A 20,835-nucleotide genomic window follows, 5' to 3' on the forward strand; every position below is an offset into this window, starting at 1 on the left:
AGCTTGTTTGTCAGTGAGCCAACAGCAAGTGGACCAGCATGCCGATCACCGCCAGCAGAAAGGCAGTGGCCAGGAACTCCGGCACGCGGAAGATGCGCATCTTGGCGCTCACCGTCTCCAGCGCCGCGAGCAGGATTCCACCCACGATGAGCTTGAACAGCAGCACGGGCAGCGCCAGCAGCATGGCCAAGGGGGCTTGCGCTTCAGCGATTCCCCACGGAAAGAACAACGCCAGGCCGATGCAGGAATAGGCAAACAGCTTCAGGCTTGCCGCCCACTCGAGGAGCGCCAGATGCCGGCCCGAGTATTCCAGGATCAGCGCCTCGTGGATCATTGTCAGCTCGAGGTGGGTGGCAGGGTTGTCGACCGGTACACGGGCGTTCTCCGCCAGCGATACCATGGTGAACGCAACGCCGGCAAACGCCAGTCCGGGGTAGATGGCCAGGTCGCGGTGAGCAATCGTCTCGACAATGGTGGTGAGCGAGGTCGACTTGGAGACCAGCGAGGCGGAGAACAGCACCATCAGCAGCGCCGGTTCCGCCAGGAAGCCGATCAGCATCTCTCGCCGCGCACCCAAGGTTCCGAAGGCAGTGCCGACGTCCATCGCCGCCAGCGAGATGAAGACCCGCGCCAGCGCGAACAGCCCGACCAGGGCGATCGCGTCGGCGGCCGGCGCGAGTGGCAAGTCGGTGGACACGGTCGGGACGATCGAGCAGGCCAGCGCCATGCATCCGAACACCACATAAGGCGTGGCGCGAAACAGAGGCGACGCATTGTCCGCGACCACCGATTCCTTGTTGAACAGCTTGTGCAGCATTCGATATGGCTGCCAGACGCTGGGCGCCGATTTGTTCTGCAGCCAGGCCCGCCACTGATTGACCCAGCCGGTCAGCAAGGGCGCCAGCGTGATCGAGATCACGATCTCGAGTAGCTGTGACAGGGTCCCGGTCAGGTTCATGCAACCCTCATCGCATCACGGCCAGCAGCGTGGCGGCCAGGGTCAGGAAGCTGTACAGCAGGTAAGCCGAAATCCGTCCCTGCTGCATCCGGCCGATCAGGCGGGCCAGATACGATGCCAGATCGATCACGGGGACATACAGCCAGCGCCAGAAATGGTCCGCAACCGTGACCCGGTAGCGCGGCTGTTCGTCGAATGGCGTCGGCAGGTCACGACGCATCAGGAAAAACGGCTCGAAGATCTGGCGGATCGGCTGACCAAACCCCTCGGCAGTGTCCTGCATGCGCGCGGTGCTCCATGGAAAGCCGCAGGCCCAGGGCGGACTGCGGCGAAGCCGACCGTGGTAGAAGCGGCGCACCAGCAGATAGGCAAGCGCAAAACTGGCCAGAATACCTAACAGGAAAATGACCGGCCCATAGCTGGCCTGAGCCAGGCCGTTAGGCGCCAGCAGCCAGCCGCCGCCGGCCGCGGCCCGGGCGCCGAGTCCGCTCGCCACTAACTGCTGCGTCACCGGATCGATCAGCTGGACGAATTGGGTCGGGAGCAGGCCCAGCGCTATGCAACCCAGCGCCAGCCACAGCATGCCCGCGCGCTCCCCGCGCCCGGCGTCGTGCGCGTGGGCCAACTTGGGCTCACGCGGCTGACCGAGGAAGATCACGCCGAAGAACTTGACCATGGTGTAGCCGGCAAGGGCCGCCACCAGCGCGATCAGCGCGGCGACCACTGGGATCAGCATGGTCAGTATCGGCTCTGGGAGGCCAGGCGTGAACAGGAAGCTTTGCAGCAGCAGCCACTCCGAGACGAAGCCACCGAGCGGGGGCAGCCCCGCGCTGGCCAGCACGCCCAGCAGCGTCAGCCAGCCCACCCATGGCATATAGCGAATCAATCCGCCCAGCTTGCCAAGGCTTCTCTCGGCGGTAGCATGCAGCACGCTCCCGGTTCCCAAAAAGAGCAGGCTTTTGAAGAAGGCATGGCTGGCGACATGGTAGAGCGCGGCAGTCAGGGCCAGCGCGGCCATTGGCTTCATGCCGTAGGCCGAAAACAGCAGTGTCAGGCCCATGGCAACAAAGAGCAGGCCCATGTTCTCGATCGACGAATAGGCCAGCAGCCGCTTCATGTCGGTCTGTACCGCGGCGAAAACCACGCCGAACAGCGCGGTGGCCAATCCAACGGCCAGCAGCACTACGCCCCACCACCATAGACGCATCTGCAACAAGTCGAAGGACACCCGCAACAGGCCGTAGATCGCAGTGTTGAGCATGACACCGCTCATCATCGCCGACACCGGCGACGGCGCTGCCGGATGCGCCTCCGGCAGCCAGACGTGCAGCGGCAGGATGCCCGCCTTGGCGCCGAATCCAAACAGGGCGAGCAGGAAACCGACGGAGGCCCAGAACGGCGTCAGCGCCTGGGCGCGCATGTTGGCAAACGTATAGTCGCCGGTGTTGGCCTGTAGCACGCCAAAGCACAGCAGGATAGCGATCGCTCCGATGCGCGCCATCGTGATGTAGAGATGGCCGGCGGCGCGCACTTCGGCGATCCGGTGGTTGGCCGTCACCAGGAAGAACGATGACAGCGCCATGGTTTCCCACATCACCATGAATGAGTAGGCGTCGTCTGCCAGGATCACCACGGCCATGCTGGCGAGGAACAGGTGGTACTCAAGGCAGAGCAGGCCCGGCGGCGTGCCTTCCCCCTTGCGGAAGTAGCCAGCCGCAAACGTCGAGATGCCGGCCGCCGCTCCCCCCATGACCATCAGGAAGTAGGCGGACAGGCTGTCGAGCCGGACGTGGAACGGCAGTGCGGGCAGGCCAATGGGCAGCACGGCGACCTCGGGCGTGCCGAACACAGCGTGGAGCGCCAAGCCGAACAGCGCCAACCCTAGCAGCCCCCCGATGGGGAATAGCAGGTGGGATACCAGGTCAAACCGATGCAGCGCCAGGACCCCTGCCACAGCGACAAGCAGCCAGGCCCCAACCACAACAAGCATCCAGTCGAGATGGAGCCATTGCGTGAGTGGGGGCACGCTGCTCATGGATCAGGCTCCGCGGCGGGCCGCACGGCGCTTGGCAGGAGGTTTCGCAACGCGCCGCGACGGCGCGCCAACCGGTGACTTCTCTTTGCCCATGGCTTCCGCTTTATCCGTGTCCACGCCGCTGAGGACGTAATCGACGCCATGCTGGGCGAGGTAGTCGCGGATAAAACGCCGTATCACCTGCGAGGCGGTCAGATCCTGCTGTGCGCAAAGGCGCTCGAAGGCAGCCTTCTTGTTGGGATCGATGAGCAGCGTAAGCCGAGCGGTCTTTTGCTCCATGGGAGCCTCAAGATGGCAATACGATGATTACATGATTCACATCATAGATGATGGCCATGCGAATCCAAAGGACTTCGCAGTCGAGCCGCGCTCTCCCGCGTGGCGCCGGCGTCAGCAGAATGCGCACAGGCTTGCCGACCGCAGCATGCGACAAGTTGTAAACATTTCGTAGACCCAACCGATTGGGGTCTGCACCGAGCTTCGGATAGCGGTCGAGCAGTTGGGAGAAAGCGCCTGCGGTACCTCGACTGCTCAGCTCGGTCCACGCGACGGCAGGCCATACTGCGAGATCGCGTGTCTGTAGTTCGGACTAATGCGAATTGACTGATTAATTATTTTTAGAGTGTCGATAAAAATGTCAATTCATTTTCCGCCACCTTTATTCGACATGAGTTCCAGCCGGATACCTCGGTGACAAGTTTATTTTCTGCCACGGTTGTGGTCCAGTCCCAATCAGCCTTGCGGGGCCGTGTTTCAGTTCACCCTGCCGCCTCAGGACTGAATGCCTCTCCCCGACACCGGGGAAAGGCAGCAGGAACTTAAAGCGGCGGCTCGCATATTCCCAGTCGCTGCGCCATCAACACAAGCTCGGCAAACGTGTGCGCCTTCATCTTGCGCATGGCCTGGCCGCGATGAATCTTCACGGTGATCTCGCTGATACCAAGCTCGCCAGCGATTTGCTTGTTCAGCCGACCGGCAACAACCAGACACATGACCTCGGCCTCACGTGGTGTGAGGCCCTGATAGTTGGCTCGCAATTCATCAAGCTTGCGCATGCCACGGCGGCGCTGTTCATCCTTTTCCAAGGCTGCCGTCACGGCATCGAGCAGGTCCTGTTCGCGGAATGGCTTCGCCAGGAAATCCTCCGCGCCAGCCTTCATGGCAGCCACGGTCATGGGGATGTCGCCGTATCCGGTCATAAAAATGATCGGGACCGGGATGCCTATTTGCGACAACCGGGTCTGCAGGTCCAGGCCGCTCTGCCCGCGCAGCCTGACATCAAGCAACAGGCAGGTAGGCGCATCCGGAAACGCAAACGCGAGAAGTTCGGCAGCGGATGCGAACAGTGCGACACGCATGCCGACGGATCGGAAGAGATTCTCCAACGCGCCGCGAAGCGCTGCGTCGTCATCAACGATTAACACCATCGCTTCATCACTCGCGCTGTCCGCTGCTATGAAGCTGTTGATTGTCACGGTCTATCTCCAGTGCACCCATCGGTGCGGGTGCGCGAGCCTTCAGCCTGAGCCATGGGCTTCGCAAAACATTTTGTTACATCACGCTATGGGGTCGTCGGCTACTTATACCATGGGGTTAGTTCGAATCCGCAACCCACTGCCGTCATTCGGGTCGCGGCGATGGCAACGGCCGCACTCAAAACTTCAGCGGTCACTCATGCTGGTCATCGAACGGTGATCGGCCGATAGGCGCATCCCGTCCAGAACAACGGGCTTTGTCATAGTCGACAGGGCCGCGTGGCTAGGTGTCGGTTCAGCGTGAACCGAAGGAAACGGTATTCCTTGGTCCGCCGCTGGCGGGAACTTCTTTTACCGTCGAACATTGCCCGCGACGCCGGCATTTCCACCCTCTACCTCGTCCGCAACGAGATTGCGGTCAGCGACCAGCCTGCTCCAACGCGCAAGCTCCTGTTGAATAAACACCTGGAAATCTGAGGGGCCCGCGTGCACGACTTTGAAACCGTAACCCGAGAGTACCTCGCTCTTCGACAACTCGGAAAGGACCTGCTTCACCGCTAGATCAAGTTTCTCGATTCTCTCCTTCGCGGTCCCCTTGGGGGCCAGAACGCCATACCAGCCGGTGACCAACATGTTTGGCAAGCCGGCCTCGGCAAAGGTGGGTGTCTCGGGCGCTATCGATAGACGCGCGTCGTTCGCAACCGCCAGTGCCCGTAACTTCCCGGACTTGATGTGTCTGAGGCTATCGGCGCCAGCGAAGACTGCGTCCACATCACCGCTGATCGCTGCCATGACCGCCTGGACGCCGCCGTGGTACGGAACATGTGTCACGCGAATCGAGGCAGATTGCGAGAGCAACTCTATGGCGAGATGGCTCGTATTTCCGTATCCAGACGATGCCACGGTAACCGGATGGGACCTCGCCCGGACGACAAGGTCGGATACAGACGTGATTCTGGAAGTGGCTCCCACATAGAGAACCAACGGTTGCTTTGCTATGAGAGAGACTGGTTGGAAGTCGCTGACGGGGTCATAGCCCGCCGACTTACTCACGAGTGGCCCGATCGCGTAGGCAGCGAGGGCGAGCACCAGCGTATAGCCATCGTTCTTAGCGCGCTGTATGTGCCGCAAGGCGATCTGTCCGCCTGCACCGGGCTTGTATTGAAGCACCACAGGCGCTCCCAGGGCCTTTTGCAGGCCGTCGCTGAGTGGGCGCGCCAAAAGATCCGCCGGCCCCCCCGGAGGATAAGGTACGACGATGGTGACTGGTTGATCCGGGTAAGCTGCCCACGCTGGCTGAACGGAAGTCATCGTTCCTCCCAGCAACAGCCATGCGCCAAGCACAGTCGCGCTTCGCACAATGGGCGCACGCTTCGTCCTGGCTCGCTCCATCGTCCATGTGGAGGTGCGTTCTACGATCGCGAGGGCTTCGAGTCGCATAATTTCCGCGAGTGTTTGCACAATCAAAAGAGCTAAGCAATTTTGCGAGATGATTCTAGCGGTCGGATCATACGCGGAGAAGTCGACTTGCTACACCCTGCCTTTGCCAGTCGGCTTCGTGACAGCAAAAGCCTGCCAGGTTTTCAGGGCGTTGGACCAGTAGACGTATTTAAGTACTTACCGCACGGCCCGCCGAAGGCTGCCCAATCAGTCATCAACAACCATCGACTATGTGTTGACGGGGGCGATTTGATAAGATGTAGCCTCCCGGCTGCGCCTGCAAGCAAGCCGTTTTTTTGCACATTTGTTCCCGATAACGGTGCTTTCCATGTTTTTCCCGCAGGCGGGCGTACGCTCAGGCTTTGATTCCACATGGGAGGCAGGCGACCGGCTGTTTGGCCGCGGCTGGCTGATGCAGGACGATGGTCGCAAGGTGCCCGTGCTCGGTGTCTGGCCTGCCGACAAGCATTGCACGCCGGCCGCGCTTGACCGGCTTGCTCACGAATATGCGCTTCGTGACGACCTCGATGCAACTTGGGCCGCCCGCCCGTCAAGTCTGTTGTGCGAGCGCGATGCGGCAGTGCTTCTGCTGGACGATCCGGGAGGCGAGCCACTCGCCCACCTGGTGGGTGGGCCGATTGACCCGGCGACGTTTCTCGACATTGCCGTGGCCGTGACCAAGGCGGTCAGTCATCTCCATCAGCGCGGCCTGGTCCACAAGGATTTGAAGCCTGCCCATGTCCTTGTGGCTCCGGACCGGCGCCAGGTGTGGTTGCTGGGCTTCGGCATCGCGTCGCGAGTGCAGCGTAGCGCCCAACCGCGTGCGGAAATTAGTGAGATCTCCGGCACGCTGGCCTATATGTCGCCAGAACAGACAGGCCGGATGAATCGCGCCATCGACGCGCGAAGCGACCTGTACGCACTAGGCGTGATCTTCTACCAGCTGCTTACTGGTGTGCTGCCCTTCGTCGCCAGCGACCCGCTGGACTGGGTCCATGCACACCTGGCGCGCAAGCCGTGCCCGCCGGCAGAGCGCAACCCGGCCGTGCCTGCGATGCTGTCGGCGCTTGTCATGAAGCTCCTGTCGAAAGCTCCAGAGGAGCGTTATCAGACAGCCGCAGGGCTGGTGCGGGACCTGCAGCACTGCCGCCGGGCATTGTTGGCGCATGGGCAGATTGCAGCGTTCGCGCTGGGGCAACGCGACCTCTCGGGCGCCTGGGAAATACCCGACCGCCTCTATGGCCGCGAGCAAGCCATGGCGACGCTGCTGGCAGCTTACGAGCGCGTGGCATGCACGGGACGCAGCGAGATGGTGACGGTCTCCGGCCATTCTGGCGTAGGCAAGACGTCGCTGATGCGGATGTTTGGTCGCGCGGTTGCCGGGCGCGGCGGGATCCATGCCGCCGGCAATTCCGATGCGCCGGGTGACGTAGCGATCGACGCGCCTGTCGATGCGGGCATACGGCTGCCCTATGCAGCGCTCGCCCGAGCAGTCAGCGGCCTGTTGCGGATCGGACTGGCAGATCACGCGGCCGACATGGCACCCTGGCGCACTGTCATCGCGGAGGCGCTGGGGCCGAACGCCGGTGCGCTTGCGCCATTGCTGCCAGAACTGCAGACGCTGCTTGGTCCGGTACCGTGGATGCGCGACACGCCCTCGCGCGAAACGGGGCCCCAAGTGCAGCTCGCGCTGCGCAACCTCGTGGCCGCCCTTGCGAGCACCGCGCGACCGCTGACGCTGTGCCTCGACGACATCCAGTGGCTCGACGACGAAAGCGTCACGCTGCTGCACCAGATGCTCACTGAGCCGGGCACAGCAGACCTGCTAGTGGTCTGCGCCTATCGCAGTCACGAGGTCGGGGACGGCCAGGGCGTGATGCAATGCGTCGATGCGCTACGCGCGGATGGTGCCGCAGTGACCCAGATCGAGCTGGGCTGCCTCGACGAATCTAACCTGCGGCAGCTCGTCGCCGACGCGCTCCATTGCGATACCGAAACGGCTGCCGCGCTCGCGCGACTGGTGATGGAGAAGACGGCCGGCAACGCGTTTTTCGCCACGCAGTTCATCAGTGAACTATCCGACGAGGGGCTGCTGCACTTCGACCACGGCTCGGCACGCTGGACCTGGGATCTCGGCCAGATCGCAGCCAAGGCGCTGACCGACAACGTGGTATCGCTGATGGTTGGACGGATCGACCGGCTGGCGGCCAGCACCCAATCCGCACTGGCCCTGCTCGCCTGCCTTGGCAACGACACCACAGTCGACACCTTGGCGCGCGGTTGGACCGGCGACACCGATGAACTAGAGCCCGCGGTCCGGGAGGCCGTGCGGGCGGGGCTGGTTTCGTGCAGGGAGAACGTGCTGCGCTTCTCCCACGATCGCATCCTCGAAGCGGCCTATTCGCGCATCGCCGAGCCGACGCGGCAGGCGTTCCATTTACGTGTTGGCCGACTGCTGCTGGAGCGCACGCCATCCGACGAGGTTGACGCGAGCATCTTTACCATCGTCGGACAGTTGAACCGCGCGACCGGCAACATCGAGGCACAGGGAGAGCGCGACAGGCTCGCGGAACTAAACCTGGCCGCTGCCCTGCGTGCCAAGTCCGCATGCGCCAACACCGCGGCGCTGCGCTATCTGTCGATCGGGCTTGCACTGCTGGGCGATCACGGCTTTTCCCGGCAAGAGCCCCTTGCCTTCGCATTGACACTGCACATGGCCGAATGCGAGTTTCTCACCGGGGACTCGGCACGCGCCGAGCATCGATTGGAGGCACTGGCCGCGCGCACCTCGTCGATCACCGCGCTGGCAGTGCTGACGCAGCTCCAGCTTGGCTTGCTGATGACCGGCGGGCGCCGTGCTGAAGCGGTCACGGTAGGCCTTGCTTACCTGCAGCGTGCAGGGGTCGAATGGGCATCGCATCCCAATGCAACGGCGTTGGCGCACGAGGAGGCGCTGTTTGCCCGTCAACTCGGCGGCCGCGAGATCGCCGAACTGGCCTCGCTGCCCCCGATGACGGATGCTGGCGCGCTCGCCACGATGCGCGTGCTGATTGCCCTCGTGCAGCCGGCCTGGTACACCGACGAGCATTTGCGCAGGCTTGTGCTGCTGCGCATGGTCAACCTGAGCGTGTCGCATGGCAACAGCGACGAATCTGCTCTGGCCTATGCATGGGTGGCAATGCTGCGTATGGCCGCGTCAACCGATGAGCCGGCCGGCGGCGCATTCGAGCGTCTGTCGATAGACGTTGCGGAACGGCGGGGCATTGATCGGATACGTGCACGCGTTTATCAAGTCGTCGGTGGGAATCTTCTGCATTGGTCCAAGCCGCTGCGGGTCGCGCGCGGCCTGCTACATCAGGCATTGGAGTTGACACAGCAAATCGGCGACCTCACCTATGCCGCGTACATCCGTAGCAACCTGATGACGCATGCGCTGGCAATCGGCGATCCGCTCGGCAGTGTTCAGCGCGAGGCCGACTCGGGCAGCGTGTTCGCATGGGGGCCGCGATTCACGCTGGTAGCAGACCGCCTTGCGCCCCAGCGCCAGCTCGTACGTACGCTGCGCGGATTGACGCCGGTCTTCGGCCGCTTCGACGCCAAGGATTTCAGCGAAACCTCGTTCGAAGCCCGGTTGCGCGGCGACGTGGGCCTGCTTCTGGTGTCATGCTGGTACTGGATACGCAAGCTTCAGGCACGCTACCTGGCTGGTGCCGCCGCAGAGGCGTTGGATGCGGCAGCTCAGGCGCATCCGCTTCTGTGGACCTCGCCAGCCTATTTCGAGCAGGCCGAATACCATTTTTACGCCGCGCTGGCACGCGCGGCGTGCTGCAATCCGGCCGTCGAAGGCGAACTGGCAGCGCACCTTCCCGCCCTGGCCGGGCACCATTGGCAGTTGGCACAATGGGCACGACGCTGTCCGGCGACGTTTGCGCACCGGGCCACGCTGGTCCAGGCGGAGATCGCGCGGCTCGAACGACGCGACATCGACGCGATGCGCGGGTACGAGTCGGCTATCGCCCTGGCACGCGAGAGCGACCTCATCCACATGCAGGCCCTGGCAAACGAGCTGGCGGCGCGCTTTTATCTGGATCGTCAACTTGATAACGTGGCGATGGTGTACTTGCGTCAGGCGCGTCACGGCTACATGCGTTGGGGTGCAGACGCCAAGGTCTGGCAGCTCGACATGCAGTATCCCGCTCTGGCAGCCGAAGCGGGAGCCGCCCTTGCCTCAACGTCGTCGATGGGCACGATTGGCGCGCCGCTCCAGCATCTGGACCTGGCCACGGTCATCGCGATCTCGGAGGCGATTTCAGGCGAGACCGGGTTGGAGCGGCTGCTGGCGACGCTGATCCGGACAGCGATCGAGCAGGCCGGCGCGACGCGCGGGCTGCTCATCTTGCCCGAAGGCGCTGAACATCGCGTGCAAGCCGAGGCTGCCGTTCGTGATGAAACGGTCATGGTGACATTGTCGGTGCGCCCGCTCGACGCGGCCGATATGCCGATGGCGATGATCGAGCACGTGCTGGATTCCCGCGAACACGTCGTCATAAACGATGGCTGCGCCAACGGAGCCTTTTCCGCTGACCCTTTTGTTAGCCAACGCCGGGCACGTTCTATGCTGTGCCTGCCGCTGCTAAATCAAGGCCGGCTGGCCGGAGTGCTTTATCTTGAAAACGCACTTGCGCCAGGCGTGTTCGTTCCGGCACGGATCGAAGTGATCAAGCTGCTGGCGTTCCAGGCGGCCAGTGCCATTGAGAACAGCCGGCTTTCCGAGCATCGCCGACGCGCAGATGAATCCCTGCGCCAGGCGCAGGCGGAGTTGGCTCACGCAAGCCGTGTCATGACACTTACTGCGTTGACAGCGTCAATCGCCCATGAGGTGAGCCAGCCCATTGCGGCATTGACCATCGAGGCGCGCGCCGCGCTACGGTGGCTCGATCGCAAGCAACCGGACGTCGGGCAGGCGGTCGCAGCGTTGGGTGCCATTGTCGAACAAGGGGAACGTGCTGGCAGCGTTATTGCGGGCATGCGTTCGATGCTGCGCAAGACCGGGCCTCAAGCGCAGCGGATCAATCTCAACGAGATGATCGCCGAGACGCTGCCGCTCTTTGCCGGCGAACTGGAGCGCACCCAAGTCATCCTGAAAACCGAACTCCTGCCTTCGCTGCCGCTGGTGTATGCCGATAAGATCCAGCTCCAGCAAGTGTTGCTGAACCTCGTGATCAATGCCGTTGAGGCAATGTGCGAGATCCTCGAGCATTCACGCGAGCTCATTGTACGCACCGCGGTCAGTCCGGCGCGTGAGGTAGTGGTCACGGTCCACGACGTCGGTGTCGGCCTGCCTGGCGATACGGAGCAGGTTTTCCAGCCCTTCTACACGACCAAAGCCGAAGGTTTGGGCATGGGCCTGTCGATCTGTCGCTCGATCCTCGAGGCGCATGGCGGGCGCCTGCACGCCTGGCCGAACCGGCCGAGGGGCGCGGTATTCGGGTTCGTTTTAAAGGCCGCCAAAACTGCGCCCGAAGAGAGTTGCGGAGTTTAGTCTTCCTAAAGAAATGCCAATCCGGCCACTCGCTTTGAACCTTTCAGACTTCGCCTCTTGCATCAAGGCGTGTGATGCGGCGCTCGACGCGCAGAAGGGCTTCATCAAGCCCTCACCGCAGCGGGCTACCACGCTAGCGGGGTTTCGGCCCCTGGCCATCCGGTGCCATCGGGCCGGCACGCAAGCCAAGTTCGCCGGGACCCTGATGACTCAATTCGCTAGGCCCGCTCAACCCCAGGCGCCTTGGAGTCGAGATCGGCCGTGCGGATCGTGTCTCCGCTAGAGCGCCGCGGGCCGCGGGACTGCGTGACTATCGCACCGCAGTGGATTCGCGCTCGAACTCGCGGATCACCGGGTTGCCAAGAATGGCATCCCTCCCCGCCTCGATCAGGCGATCGACGTCCACCTCGGGCAGACGAAGTCTGGTCGGTATATCGTTCAGACTTGTGGCACGCTCCTTGTCAAGGGCTTCAAACGAGATCCGCGTGACGAAGAATTCGACTTCGTTGCACCGCCACCCTGGGCGGTATGCAGCGATCTCCTGCTGCCGAGAATGTGGCATGCCACACCGATACGCCACGAGGTCGTCGCGCCACTGCTGCATCATGGGAACGAAGGCGTCATAGCTCATTCGGACGTTGGTCGCCATTGCCGCGTCGATGGCCGCGCTTGCGACTTCGATTCCGGATGGGCCACCCTGGCTTCGGTTCCAATCGCCGCGCGGGCCCTGGCCGGCGTCAACAACGATGAAAAGCAGCCGCCGCACATTGACCGCGTCGTTCTCGCTCATGGGACCGTAAGCCGTGCCCAGCAGCAGGCGCGTTTGTAAAATGGTGGCCAAGCCGTAGTTGTCGGTCACCCCGCCGTCGACCAGCTTGATGTACTTTCCCTTCGACGTGTCCCGGTGACCGCGAACGGCGGTTGCCAACGCGCCCAGCAGCAGCGATTGCCCAGGCCTCTGGGCGTGGTCAAGGTTCGGCAGCGGTGCACTACAAGCCTCGGGATATTTATGAAGGACGATCGGTGCGAAGAAGAGCGGGACCGCCATGGACGCGGCGACGGCCTCGGAAACGGGAAAGCTCGCGAGATCACTGCATAGCGCATCGAATGCCAACTGGCTGAACGGGAACGCGACCCGGTAGTAGACATTGGTGGCGTTGATCCAGACGATTGGCTTGCCGCGGCGGAACATGTCTGCGTACGTCGCGCCCTTGAACACGTCTTCGTCGAGCCATGTCCGGAGATCTTCCCGATCGTTGAGGCCCCCCGCGAAGAGGCGCGCAAGGTTGACCGGATTCAGGAGACTGAAGCGAAGTCCCGCCTCTCCGTCCTTCAAGAGCACTGATCGAAAGGTCGCCAGGCTGGCCTTGCCGTGCAGGCCGTAGTACGCAGCGGTGATGGAGCCTCCGGACACGCTGCTAATGAATGCGACATTGTCGAGCAAGGACGCGCCCCCAGGACCTCTCATGGCGTCGAGCCCCTGCAGCGCGCCGAAGGCGAAGGCTGCGGCTCGCGTGCCACCGCCGGAGAACGACATGGCGACGGTTGTCTGGCCGGCGACGTCGGTGGGTTCGCGCATGGCCGCGGTTGCGCTGCCAGCCGCGGCCTGAGGCAGATTGCGCGGAGCATTGTGAGGAAGCGACCCGCAGGCACTGAGTCCCACCAGTAGAAGCAGCATCAGAGTGCGGTAGGCCGTGCCGCAGGCGTGTCGCTCTCTTCCCGCCCCACCCATTCGCCAAGGCAGGCTGCTCTTGCGGCCAAGAGGGTGGTCATGTCGAAACTTCCACATTGGACTAGCTCAGGTACGTGCTCGGCGTGGTGGCGGCCCGCAGGTCCAGTCCACTCTGCCCGCGGCAGCCGGACATCGAGCAGAAGGCAAGTGGCCGCGTAGGTCCCCACTCACGCCAAACTGGCATGATCCCGCAAAACATTTCATCACATTGCCGGGATCCTGAACACTTATACCATGGTGTTAGTTCGGCGTGGCTCTCGGAGCCAGCTCCAGTCGGTCAGTTTGCAGGCGACCGCAGATCAGAAGTCGCACGCAGCCCCTGTCTCCCCACGCCGCAAGGGCCGGTGAAGCCAGCCCTGCTTGCAATAGCACGGCGTGGCAGCGCCGCGATGAAACCTAGGCAGCGGACGACTAATACGATCTGCCAATGGCCACGGCCGACAGCGCCGACTATTCTTGCCTCGGGTTGCGATCCGGATACAAACGCCAGTCGCGGCCCTTATGCCTGGCCGCCCCGACGCGGCTCTGTCGCGGCGGCTGGTGCCGTGGCAACCCTACTCTCGCCCCCAACAGGAGCAACACAATGTCCAATCCCAAGCTTGAAGTCCTCACCCCGCAGAACAGCCAGCTGATCATCATCGACCACCAACCGCAAATGGCGTTCGGCGTCCAGTCGATGGACCGCCAGGCGATGAAGAACAATGTCGTCGGCCTGGCCAAGGCGGCCAAGATCTTCAGTATCCCGACGACGATCACCACCGTCGAGAGCGAGTCGTTCTCCGGTTTCACCTATCCGGAACTGCTCGACGTGTTCCCGGACCAGAAGACGCTGGAGCGTACCTCGATGAACTCGTGGGACGACCAGAAGGTGCGCGACGCGCTCAAGGCCAACGGCCGCAACAAGGTGATCGTGGCCGGCCTGTGGACCGAGGTCTGCAACACCACCTTCGCGCTGTGCGCCATGCTGGAAGGCAACTATGAGATCTACATGGTGGCTGATGCTTCGGGCGGCACCAGCAAGGATGCGCACGACTACGCGATGCAGCGTATGGTGCAGGCCGGCGCTGTGCCGGTGACCTGGCAGCAAGTGCTGCTGGAATGGCAGCGTGACTGGGCCCACCGTGATACTTATGACGCCGTGATGAAGCTGGTCAAGGAGCATTCCGGTGCCTACGGCATGGGCGTCGACTACGCCTACACGATGGTCCATAAGGCCGCCCAGCGCACGGCCACGGGACACGAATCCATCGCCCCGGTGCCCGCACGCTAACCAGCCGGTCAAGAACACGATAGTCATCGGCCTACACACGTTTGCGTGCATTGGCCGATGCAACCAGCGATCTCATTCATCCAGGATTCCAGCCAACTTTGGGCTAACCCTAATCATGCAAATAGAACACTCCGAGGAACGAAGCCACAACATCGATGCATCGCGGCGGCAACTGCTGGTAGGCAGCACTGTTGGCGCCGCGGCCGCATCGGTAGCGTCGCTTGCCGCACTGACGCCAATGGCCGCGGAAGCCGCGCCGGCCAGCGGCAGCGCCACGAAGCAGGGCCACTACGTCACGACCAAAGACGGCACCCGCATCTTCTACAAGGACTGGGGCACGGGCAGCCCGGTGGTGTTCTCGCACGGCTGGCCGCTCAATGCCGACGCCTGGGACGCCCAGATGCTCTTTCTGGTCCAGAAGGGATTCCGGGTGATCGCCCATGACCGGCGCGGCCATGGCCGTTCGGACCAGCCCGCGCAGGGCAACAACATGGACACCTACGCCGACGACCTGGCCGCGCTGCTGGACGCCCTCGACATCAAGGGCGCAACGCTGGTCGGCCACTCCACCGGCGGCGGTGAAGTGGCGCACTACATCGGCCGTCATGGGACGAAGCGCGTCGCCAAGGCGGTGCTGATTGGCGCGGTGCCGCCTATCATGCTCAAGACCGCGGCCAATCCGAACGGCCTGCCGATGGAAGTGTTCGACGGCATCCGCAAGGGCGTGGCGGAAAACCGCTCGCAGTTCTACAGGGACCTGACCACGCCGTTCTTCGGCTTCAACCGGCCCGGCGCCAAGGTTTCGCAAGGCACCATCGATGCGTTCTGGGCACAAGGCATGACCGGCGGCCTCCTGGGCCAGTACGCCTGCATCAAGGAATTCTCGGAAGTGGATTACACCGGAGACCTGAAGAAGATCACCGTGCCGACGCTGATCCTGCATGGTGACGACGACCAGATCGTGCCCATCGACAATTCGGCCCGACTGTCGGCCAAGATCGTCAAGAACGCCACGCTCAAGGTATATCCGGGTGCATCGCACGGCATGTGCGTGACCAACGCCGACCAGGTCAATGCCGACCTGCTGGCCTTCCTGAACGCATAAGCCGAGATGTCCATTACCCGTCGGCACTTCATCGCCTCGGCTGCCGCCCTCGGTGCGGCAGCCTCGTCGGAACTATTCGCCATGTCACCGAACCCGACTCCCGACCTCATTCTCGTCAACGGCAAGTTCGCCACGCTCGACCGTGCCAATCCGCAGGCCGACGCCGTGGCCATCCAGGACGGCCGCTTCGTCGGGGTGGGTACGCGCCAGGACATCATGAAGCTGGCGGGAACGCAAACCAGGGTGATCGACCTGAACGGCCGGCGGGCCATTCCCGGGCTGATTGACAGCCACATGCACGTTATCCGCGGCGGCCTGAACTACAACATGGAGCTGCGCTGGGACGGCGTGCGTTCGCTGGCCGATGCGATGCGCATGCTGAAGGAGCAGGTGGCGCGCACGCCCGCGCCGCAATGGGTGCGCGTGGTGGGCGGTTTCACAGAACACCAGTTCGTGGAAAAACGCTTGCCCACCATCGAGGAACTGAATGCCGTGGCGCCCGATACCCCGGTGTTCATCCTGCACCTCTATGACCGCGCCATCCTGAACGGCGCCGCACTGCGCGCGGTCGGGTACACCAAGGACACGCCGAATCCGCCGGGTGGCGAGATCGTGCGCGACGCCCGCGGCAATCCCACCGGGCTGCTGCTGGCCAAGCCCAATGCGACCATTCTCTACGCCACGCTGGCCAAGGGCCCGAAGCTGCCGCCCGAGTACCAGAAGAACTCGACGCGCCACTTCATGCGCGAGGTGAACCGCCTGGGCGTGACCGGCGTGATCGACGCCGGCGGCGGCTACCAGAACTACCCCGAGGACTACAACGTCATTGAGGAACTGCACAAGGAAGGCCACCTGACCGTGCGCCTCGCCTACAACCTGTTCACGCAGAGGCCCAAGGAAGAGCTTAGCGACTTCAAGACCTGGACATCGACCGTCAAGCCCGGCCAGGGCGACGACCTCTACCGCCACAATGGCGCCGGCGAAATGCTGGTCTACACGGCAGCCGACTTCGAGGACTTCCGTGTCGAGCGCCCCGACATGGCGCCGTCGATGGAAGCCGATCTGGAGCCGGTTATCCGACTGCTGGCAGAGAAGCGCTGGCCGTGGCGGCTGCATGCCACCTATGACCAAACCATCTCGCGCGCGCTGGATGTCTATGAGAAGGTAGCCAAAGACATCCCGTTCAACGGCCTGAACTGGTTCTTCGACCACGCCGAGACGATTTCCGACCGCAATATCGACCGCATCGCCGCGCTCGGTGGCGGCATCGCGGTGCAGCACCGCATGGCCTATCAGGGCGAGTACTTTGTCGAGCGCTACGGCGCTCGCGCTGCCGAAGCCACGCCGCCGGTCAAGAAGATGCTGGAAAAAGGCGTGAAGGTCGGCGCCGGTACCGACGCCACCCGCGTGGCCTCGTACAACCCGTGGGTCTCGCTGTACTGGCTGACCACGGGCAAGACTGTCGGCGGCATGTCGATGTATCCACAGGCCAACCTGCTCGACCGCGAAACGGCGCTGCGCCTGTGGACCGAGGCCAACACGTGGTTCTCATCCGAAGTGGGCAAGAAGGGCCAGATCAAGGTGGGCCAGCTGGCTGACCTGGCCGTGTTGTCGGCCGACTACTTCGCCGTGCCAGGCGACGACATCCAGGACATCACGTCCGTGATGACGGTGCTGGGCGGCAAGGTGGTCTATGGCGACAACGAATTCGGCAAGCACTCGCCGGAGATTCCGCCGGCGATGCCGGACTGGTCTCCGGCCCGTCATGGCAGCCAGTACCAGCCCCGCCCGACGGCCAAGGCAAAGCAGCTCGCGATGAACACCGCCTGCGGCTGCGCCAGCTCGTGCGGCGTGCATGGTCATGCTCACGCCAAGGCCTGGACATCGAGCGTGCCGACGTCGGACGAAAGCAGCTTCTGGGGGGCGCTGGGCTGCTCGTGCTGGGCGTTCTGACGTTCCCGGTCGCAATCGCATCTTGCCACCCCGCACCGTATTGAAACCGGGGACCCGCCATGCATCCCTCGTCTTCTCCGCTGGCGGCAGCCGGCAATCCGTCCTACCTGCTGCCGCGCTGGGTGCGATGGATTGGCCTGCTGCTGCTTTGCGCGGCGTACCTGCAAGGCGGGCTGGTCAAGCTGTTGGACTTCTCCAGCGCAGTGACAGAGATGCAGCACTTCGGCCTGTCGCCCGCCGTGCCGCTGGCTGCGGCGACGATTGCGCTAGAGCTTGGTGCGTCGGCAATGATCCTGACCGGCTTCTGGCACTGGCTAGGCGCACTGGCGCTGGCGGCTTTCACGCTGATGGCCACGTTCCTGGCCAACCGGTTTTGGAGCGCCCCCCCGAGGCGCAGTTCATGATGGCTAACGCGTTCTTCGAACATCCGGGCCTGGTAGGCAGGTTCCTGCTCGTGGCGTGGGATGACCTTCGCACGCGGAGACAACCATGACGCAATCTGCCATCTCGGCGGCCAAGCCTGCGTCGGGCGGCACGTTTGCCCCGCTGGCCCAACCCACGTTTGCGGTACTGTGGGTGGCCACGATCCTCGGTAACATCGGCAGCTTCATGCGCGATGTGACCAGCGCATGGCTGGCAACCGATCTTTCCACTTCACCGGCAGCGGTCGCCACGATCCAGGCGGCTGCCAAGTTGCCCGTCTTCCTGCTTGCGATTCCGGCCGGTGCGCCCTCCGACATCCTCGACCGGCGCCGCTTCCTGATCGTGATCCAGATTGGCCTGGCCATGGTCAGCGGCACGCTGATGCTGCTGGCGCGGCGCCAGGCGCTGAGCCGCCCCACGTGCGACACCTGCTCGGCCTGGGCTTGCCGCCGGCGTAACGTCGCAACGATTTTCTCCTCTCCAACCTTGTCTCATATGAAACTCTATCTCGTCTCCCTTGGCGCCGGCATCCTGGTCGGCATCATCTATGCATTGATGCAGGTCCGCTCACCTGCGCCGCCCGCGATTGCTTTGATCGGGCTGCTGGGCATGCTGATTGGCGAGCAGGTGGTGCCGCCGGTCAAGCGCATGCTGGCGGGCGAGCCAGTCACCATTGCATGGTTCCGCGGCGAATGCGTCCCGAAGATTACGGGTACACCGCCGCCCAATGCGGACACGAACGTTGAAACGTCGGCATCCCTCCCCGCGCGTAGCAAGGAGGGGAACCGGTAACAGCATGAGTAGTTTCCGAAACCAACCCGATGCACTTACTGGCCGTACTAACGCAATCTCGCCCCGGCGCATTCACTTCGCCCTGGCTGCGTCTTTGTCCGCGGCCGCGGCACCTGCCGTGGCGGACAACAACGTCGCGATCTATGGCCGCCTGAACACGGCAATCGAGTATGCGACCGTGACCACCGCAACCGACGGCACCATGTTGCGCAATACGGCGCGCCTCACGAATAACCGCTCCGTGTTCGGCATGCGGGGCGAGGAACAGTTGGCGAATGGCATCAAGGCGATCTGGCAAATCGAAAGCGCCCTGGCGATTGATAACGGCACGGGGCAAATCGCCGCGCGAGATACCCGGCTCGGCCTTCAGAGCCCGTATGGCACCCTCTTCGTGGGCAACTGGGACACACCATACACAAGTGCAACCAAGAGCTACGACCCGTATTACCCCACCACTGCAGGTTACATGGCGCTGATAGGCAATGGCGCTGCGTCTACCAGCAACAATGTCCAGAACACCAGTTCGTTTGATCGGCGGCAGAAAAACTCGTTGCACTACCAGTCGCCGTCGTGGCACGGCTTGCGCGGCGCCATCGCCTGGGGACTGCCGGAAGAAAAGACAACGGTGCCGCGCAATCCCGCGCTGTATTCCTTTGCCACCGCCTATGACCGGGGCAACCTGAACCTGACGCTTGCCTATGAAATCCACCAGCACTATCAGACCAGCGGACGCGACGACGACGCAATGAAAGCTGGAATTTCCTACCAGTTCCCGTCGACGCGCATCAGTGCCCTGTATGAACGCCTGCACTATCGTACCGCCACGGGAGACCTTACGCGCAATGGCTACTATGTCTCGCTGATACAGCAGCTTGGCACCGGTAGCATACGCGCCGGCTTCGCCTTTGTCGGCAATGGCACCGGCACGGCTACGGAAACGATTGGATCCGTCCGCAGTGGTTCGGAGACCGGCGCATTTCAGGTAACCGTCGGCTATGACTATCCCCTTTCCAAACGAACCGCGCTATACGCTTACTACAGCCGCATCAACAACCGCAGTAACGCGAGCTATGACTTCGCCATCAACAACATCGGCATCAAGGCTGGCGCCGACCCGCAGACGTTCGCCATTGCGATGCGGCACAGCTTCTGACCGTCAGCGACCAATCTTCGTGGAGACCGCATTGACACCCGCACAGCTTCCCGACACGGGCCGCCGCGCTGATCTTTCGGGACCGCCGTTTGGCTGCATCCTGGCCTTCGTCACAGGCTATGTAGACGTGGTCGGGTTCATTTCGCTATTCGGCCTGTTTACGGCACACGTGACAGGAAACTTCGTGCTGATCGGCGTCGACATCGCCGGTAATTCGACGGGCCTGCTCGTCAAACTCCTTGCGCTGCCGACCTTTGCCCCTGGCGGTAGCGGCCGCCAGACTGACCGAATCGCGCATCGTGCGGGACAAACAATCGGCACCCTCGCTGTTGCTATTCGCCGAAGCCGCAGCGCTGGTTCTTTTCATCATTGCCGGACTCCACGCCTCTCCCATATCCGATCCGGGTACGCCGGCGGCGGTCGGCGCCGGCATGCTCGCCGTAGTGGCCATGGGTATTCAGAACTCACGGTCCAGGACGTCTTTGTCAGACCTTGGCTCCTTCAGCAGAGCATTGCCGGCGCTCAACGCCTATACGAGGAAGCGGTGTGATAGCTCGCCCCACGATTGCAATAGTTGACGACGATGTCGCCGTCCGAAATGCCATGGGGCGGCTGCTGCGTTCCCTAGATTTTGGCGTGCAATTGTTCGGTGGCGGCCAAGAGCTACTGCGGTGCGCTTCGCTGCGTTGCCTGTCCTGCGTGATCACCGACGCGAAAATGCCCGGCATGGACGGCTTCGCTCTGATAGAGGAACTGCGGGCACGCAATCTCGATATGCCCGTCATCTTCATGACTGCGTTTGCGCATGAGGGATTCGCTCAGCGTGCCACCGCAATGGGTGCGACGTGTGTTCTTTACAAGCCATTTCAAGACACGGACATGATCCAATGCCTTGAGAAGGCATTACGTCCCCGCAAAACGGGTTCTCCTTCTCCATGAGTATGTCGTGGGGGGTCG

General features: G+C 62.9%; 14 protein-coding genes and 2 pseudogenes. 10 read left to right on the top strand and 6 right to left on the bottom strand.

Translation table 11 applies throughout. From position 1 onward, the window contains the following. Nucleotides 1-10 precede the first annotated feature (10 nt). The 5 genes from E0W60_RS32565 to E0W60_RS32585 all read right to left on the bottom strand — a co-directional run bounded on the left by E0W60_RS32565 (nucleotide 11) and on the right by E0W60_RS32585 (nucleotide 5,779). On the bottom strand, nucleotides 11-958 hold the full coding sequence (locus tag E0W60_RS32565; RefSeq protein WP_133092764.1) for a respiratory chain complex I subunit 1 family protein: 948 nt from the start codon (nucleotides 956-958) through the stop codon (nucleotides 11-13). Nucleotides 959-965: 7 nt separating this feature from the next. Then, a complete protein-coding gene (gene hyfB / locus E0W60_RS32570) occupies nucleotides 966-2,993 on the bottom strand; it encodes a hydrogenase 4 subunit B (protein ID WP_135706936.1) in 2,028 nt (675 codons plus the stop codon). Between the two features lie 3 nt (nucleotides 2,994-2,996). Then, nucleotides 2,997-3,272, bottom strand: a complete 276-nt coding sequence (locus tag E0W60_RS32575) for a ribbon-helix-helix protein, CopG family (protein ID WP_133092766.1) — start codon at nucleotides 3,270-3,272, stop codon at nucleotides 2,997-2,999. A gap of 539 nt (nucleotides 3,273-3,811) precedes the next feature. Then, a complete protein-coding gene (locus E0W60_RS32580) occupies nucleotides 3,812-4,420 on the bottom strand; it encodes a response regulator transcription factor (protein WP_133092986.1) in 609 nt (202 codons plus the stop codon). Nucleotides 4,421-4,819: 399 nt separating this feature from the next. Beyond that, nucleotides 4,820-5,779, bottom strand: coding sequence for a Bug family tripartite tricarboxylate transporter substrate binding protein (locus E0W60_RS32585; RefSeq protein WP_240746037.1), 960 nt, complete (start codon nucleotides 5,777-5,779; stop codon nucleotides 4,820-4,822). Nucleotides 5,780-6,236: 457 nt separating this feature from the next. Between E0W60_RS32585 and E0W60_RS32590 the strand changes: the two genes are divergently transcribed. After that, the gene (locus E0W60_RS32590; RefSeq protein WP_135706938.1) at nucleotides 6,237-11,450 is read left to right on the top strand and encodes a trifunctional serine/threonine-protein kinase/ATP-binding protein/sensor histidine kinase; all 5,214 of its coding nucleotides are present in this window, start codon (nucleotides 6,237-6,239) and stop codon (nucleotides 11,448-11,450) included. A 310-nt stretch (nucleotides 11,451-11,760) separates the two neighbouring features. On the opposite strand, the gene E0W60_RS32595 is transcribed toward E0W60_RS32590, so the two are convergent. Next, entirely contained in the window at nucleotides 11,761-13,029 is a 1,269-nt protein-coding gene (locus E0W60_RS32595) for a patatin-like phospholipase family protein (RefSeq protein ID WP_133092769.1), read from the bottom strand. Nucleotides 13,030-13,765: 736 nt separating this feature from the next. On the opposite strand from E0W60_RS32595, the gene E0W60_RS32600 reads away from it, so the two are divergent. The 9 genes and pseudogenes from E0W60_RS32600 to E0W60_RS32640 all read left to right on the top strand — a co-directional run bounded on the left by E0W60_RS32600 (nucleotide 13,766) and on the right by E0W60_RS32640 (nucleotide 20,817). Beyond that, complete coding sequence (locus E0W60_RS32600; protein ID WP_135706939.1) at nucleotides 13,766-14,452, top strand: hydrolase; 687 nt, start codon at nucleotides 13,766-13,768, stop codon at nucleotides 14,450-14,452. 238 nt (nucleotides 14,453-14,690) lie between these two features. Continuing rightward, nucleotides 14,691-15,557 carry an alpha/beta fold hydrolase gene (locus E0W60_RS32605; RefSeq protein WP_133092987.1) on the top strand — a complete coding sequence of 289 codons (867 nt, stop codon included), beginning with the start codon at nucleotides 14,691-14,693 and terminating at the stop codon, nucleotides 15,555-15,557. Between the two features lie 6 nt (nucleotides 15,558-15,563). Next, nucleotides 15,564-17,510: an amidohydrolase gene (locus tag E0W60_RS32610; RefSeq protein WP_135706940.1), complete on the top strand. Its 1,947-nt coding sequence runs from the start codon at nucleotides 15,564-15,566 to the stop codon at nucleotides 17,508-17,510. Between the two features lie 59 nt (nucleotides 17,511-17,569). After that, nucleotides 17,570-18,003: pseudogene (locus E0W60_RS32615) on the top strand (DoxX family protein). Then, nucleotides 18,000-18,344, top strand: a pseudogene (locus E0W60_RS32620) (MFS transporter); the annotation flags it as partial. The pseudogenes E0W60_RS32615 and E0W60_RS32620, both read left to right, overlap by 4 nt. A gap of 84 nt (nucleotides 18,345-18,428) precedes the next feature. After that, nucleotides 18,429-18,725 (top strand): XapX domain-containing protein, encoded by a 297-nt coding sequence (locus tag E0W60_RS32625; protein ID WP_135707139.1) that lies wholly within the window; start codon nucleotides 18,429-18,431, stop codon nucleotides 18,723-18,725. Between the two features lie 4 nt (nucleotides 18,726-18,729). Continuing rightward, nucleotides 18,730-19,878 carry a porin gene (locus E0W60_RS32630; protein WP_240746038.1) on the top strand — a complete coding sequence of 383 codons (1,149 nt, stop codon included), beginning with the start codon at nucleotides 18,730-18,732 and terminating at the stop codon, nucleotides 19,876-19,878. 31 nt (nucleotides 19,879-19,909) lie between these two features. After that, a complete protein-coding gene (locus E0W60_RS32635; protein ID WP_240746039.1) occupies nucleotides 19,910-20,428 on the top strand; it encodes a DUF1275 family protein in 519 nt (172 codons plus the stop codon). Further along, complete coding sequence (locus E0W60_RS32640; RefSeq protein ID WP_135706941.1) at nucleotides 20,425-20,817, top strand: response regulator transcription factor; 393 nt, start codon at nucleotides 20,425-20,427, stop codon at nucleotides 20,815-20,817. Before E0W60_RS32635 ends, E0W60_RS32640 begins: the two co-directional genes overlap by 4 nt. Nucleotides 20,818-20,835: the final 18 nt, after the last annotated feature.

The sequence above is a fragment of the Cupriavidus oxalaticus genome (assembly GCF_004768545.1).
In the GTDB taxonomy this organism is placed as follows: Bacteria; Pseudomonadota; Gammaproteobacteria; order Burkholderiales; family Burkholderiaceae; genus Cupriavidus; species Cupriavidus oxalaticus_A.